This window comes from Mycobacterium sp. TH-M11 (assembly GCF_057473725.1).
In genome coordinates, this window is record NZ_JBYCLD010000348.1 from 1 (window position 1) to 3,625 (window position 3,625).

The following is a 3,625-nucleotide window of genomic DNA, read 5'->3' on the forward strand; positions in this document are numbered from 1 at the left end:
GCCCGACCGACTCGACGGTGGCCTGACCCATCACGTGGGCGAAAGCCGCGTCACGCATCGCGCCGCCGGCCATCCCCACCGCCGCCTGCCCGACGGCGGCGCTGACCACGCCTGCCCCGACTCCCGGGATGACAATCGGATTGATCGGCATGATCGGTTCGAAGAGCGTGTTCATCGTGGTCTCGGCCAGATACGCGTACATGGTTGCCGCAGCCAGATTCCACATCCGCATGTAGTCGGCCTCGTTGACCCCGATCGGCACCGCATTGACACCTAGAAAATTCGTGGCCTCCAAGACCCCGTGGGTGACGTGATTGTCCATGATTTCGGGGATCTGCGGCGTAGTCGTCGCGGCCGTCACGTAGGACGCCGCCTGCGCTGTCGCCTGAGCCGCGCGCTTCATCGCCTGAGCCGACAAGGTGTGCAGCCACATCACCATCGGCATGCAGGCCGCCACCCCGGTGTCACTGCCCGTCCCCGTCCACGCCGCACTCAGCGACGCCAGCGCCGACGACAGTTCGGCGGCCTGGGCTTCCAATGCGACAGCCCACGCCTCCCACCCCGCCGCGGCCTGCAACATCGGAGCCTCACCGGGTCCGGTTTGCAGCTTCCCAGTGTTTACTTCGGGTGGCCAGGCGGCGTACTCAATGCCAAGGGGCGGTACAGGAGGCATGATTCAACTCGCTACTGTTCGCAGCTGGGACGGTTTGGGGAGTGCTTCGGTGACGTGTTACGCCAGTTCCGCGGCGGTGGCGCCGTCGACCGCCGTGTACATGCCCGCTATCTCGACGTAGGCGGCACCCACGCGGGCCAACTCCTCTTGCGCGAAGCTGTGCACCGCCATGGCTTCCAGTCCGTCAGACGCGAAAGCCAGCGCCGCCTGCGCCGACACCTCGTCGACTCCGGCCGGCATCAGGCCCGTTACGGCCGCCGCGGTCGTGGTGCCCGTTGCCAATCCCTGTGTGGCATTTGCGATCACCTGCGCACCGATTCCTTCGGCGGCGGGCTCGAATGACATGGGTTGCATTTGCGTGTCCTCCTTTACTGATGGCTGGCCTGTATCTGACGGTTAAGTAAATTACTGACGTTAATTTTTGTTAAGGAATTACGCGTTTCCCGTCGATGCAGACCTTCCCTGGTGAAGCCGATAGATAGATCCTAACCGGCATTCCGGGGTGGTGGAGACACTTCTTCTGGGGGATCGACGTAGGACGCCTGGATGATCTCCTTGCCCTCTGGCGCGACGAGAAATGCCTGGCCAGGGGGCCGTCTTTTGACCTTGATCTCGTTGGACGGGTATTCCTGCTTGTCGCCGGACAGGAATAGGGTCGGCGAGCCCGCTCCGAATGCCGCGCCGACGAACTTGTCCATGGTTGCGCGGTGCGCGTGACTCATTTGGCACGTCACAATGACGTGCAGCCCGATATCGGCGGCTGCCGGTAATAGCGGCGACAAAGGTGTCATCGGCGGGTTTATACCGCCGGCGGCGACGATCATGTGCCAGTCGTCGACCAAGAGGACGACATCGGGGCCTGTCCACCATGAACGCGCCCGGAGCTGCGCGGTGGTCAGGTCAGCCGGCGGAAGGCGCCGGCGCAGGTTGGCGGCCAACGCTTTGATGGATTCCTCGAGTGACGCGCTGTTGCGGTTGATGGCTCCGGCATCGAGGAGATGCGATTCCGGCACGGTGTCGAGGAGGCCGGAGCGGTAGTCGGCCAGCATGAACCGGACCTGGTCGGGGCTGTTGCGTGAGCAGATGGCCTGCGCGACGGCGTGGGCGATCGTGGTCTTGCCCGACTTCGACGCGCCAAAAATCAACAGGTGCGGGGTCATCTGCATGTTGTTGTAGGCCACCGACAGATCCGACTCGCGCAGGCCGAGCGGAATCGTCCAGCGGGTGCGGTAGTCGGAGTCCGGGCCCGGCGGGTTGGGGTCCAACTGATGCAGATATACCCGGTCCGGCAGCACCCTGACTTGGGGCGCCTGCTCGGTGTAACCCGCCGCGACGTGTTCCACGGCGGCGGTAATCGCGTCGACCAGGTTCTCGGCGCTGTGGACCCCGTCGATGCGCGGCACCCCGATCATGAGGTGGTGCTTTTCGGCCGAGATGGCCCGGCCCGGGCGATTGGCCGGAATCTCCTTGGTCATCCGGTCGATCTGGGTTTCGTTCATGTCGCCGAGCCGGAACTCGACCTTGGTGCCCAGGTAGTCGCGTACCCGAGCCTTCAGCTCGGTCCACCGCGGTGTGGAGATCACGGTGTGTACGCCGAAGGCCAGCCCCTGACCGGCGATGTCTTGCACCATCGGCTCTAGGTCGGGGAACTCGGCCACGAAGGCCGGCCACCCGTCGATCACCAGAAACACGTCGCCGAACGGGTCGGCGGCGGCCGGGTTGTTCGGGTCGTTGCGCATTTGCCGATACGCCGCCATCGAGCCGACCCGGTACTGCTTGAAGATGATTTCCCTTTGCCGCAGAACGGCTTTCATCTCGGCAACCATGCGGTTGACCCGGTCGGGTTCGGACCGGGTTGCGACCCCGCCGACGTGCGGCAGATCCTCGATGTAGATCAGACCGCCACCACCGAGATCAATGCAGTAGAACTGAACGTCGCGCGGCGTATGCGTGGCCGCGGCCGATAGCACCAGCGTCTGCAAGAACGTGGACTTACCGGTCTGCGGGGCACCGCCGACGGCGATGTTGCCGCCCGCCGCCGAAACGTCTACTCCCCAGACTTCCTGCCGGTGGCGGCGCGGCTCGTCCATGATGCCGAGACCGAATTGCAACGGCCGCCCGGTGCCACGCTCGACGAGTTCGTTGACCGGAGTCGGATCCGCCAACGGCGGCAGCCACATGCGATAGGCGACGGCCTCGCCGGTGCCTAGTTGGTCGAGCACGACCTCGCGCAGCACCCGCGGTTCTGGGTCGACTGTCATGGCAGCACCGCCCCGTCGAAGATCGGAGCCGCCGTGAACTGGTGGATCTGAACGGTGCTGCGACGGTGCTGCACCCCGGAGTCGGCCGGTCGGTCGCCGTTCTCACCGGGCGATGCGGGAACGTAGTTGGTGCCGGTGTAGGTGCTGCGGAACTTCACCGGGTCTTCCATGCCGACCCGCAAGAAACCGACGCCGCTCTCCTTGTTGGTGATGTACTGCGCCTCCGGCGTGCCGATCACCGCCTTGGACTCGGCGGAGCTTGTGGTGCGCAATGCAATTCGATACGTCAGGTTCGGTTCGAGCTTGTCGATACGGACGCCACCGGTGTTGAGTGACTGCGTAGCGAGCAGTAGGTGCACACGCAGCGAACGACCTACCCGGCAGATCCGGTCGAACAACGCGATGAAGTCCGGGTGGTTCTGCAGAAGCTCGGCAAACTCGTCGACCACGACGAAAAGCGTGGGTAGCGGAGCAAGGTCGGCACCTCGCTCACGATGCTTCTCGTATTCCGCCACACCCGAGAGCGCTCCCGCGGCACCCACCTGGATACCGGCCTGCCGCAGGATCGACTGCCGGCGATCGAGTTCACCGGTCAGCACCTCGCCCATCCGGCTGACCAGTTCGGCCTCCTCTTCCATGTTGGTGACAACCGCCGCCGTGTGCGGCAGTCGTTCCATGCCCAGGAAGGTGG

At 64.7% G+C, this 3,625-nt stretch carries 4 protein-coding genes; all 4 read right to left on the reverse strand.

All coding sequences use genetic code 11. The features are described from left to right. Positions 1-673, reverse strand: a 673-nt coding sequence (locus AC2VOG_RS13970) for a PPE family protein (RefSeq protein ID WP_486940484.1), incomplete at its 3' end; no start/stop codon positions are given. A gap of 57 nt (positions 674-730) precedes the next feature. Continuing rightward, positions 731-1,018: a PE domain-containing protein gene (locus AC2VOG_RS13975; RefSeq protein WP_486940485.1), complete on the reverse strand. Its 288-nt coding sequence runs from the start codon at positions 1,016-1,018 to the stop codon at positions 731-733. 140 nt (positions 1,019-1,158) lie between these two features. Further along, positions 1,159-2,934: a type VII secretion protein EccCb gene (eccCb, locus tag AC2VOG_RS13980; RefSeq protein WP_486940486.1), complete on the reverse strand. Its 1,776-nt coding sequence runs from the start codon at positions 2,932-2,934 to the stop codon at positions 1,159-1,161. Then, positions 2,931-3,625, reverse strand: a 695-nt coding sequence (locus AC2VOG_RS13985; protein WP_486940487.1) for an FtsK/SpoIIIE domain-containing protein, incomplete at its 5' end; no start/stop codon positions are given. The genes eccCb and AC2VOG_RS13985, both read right to left, overlap by 4 nt.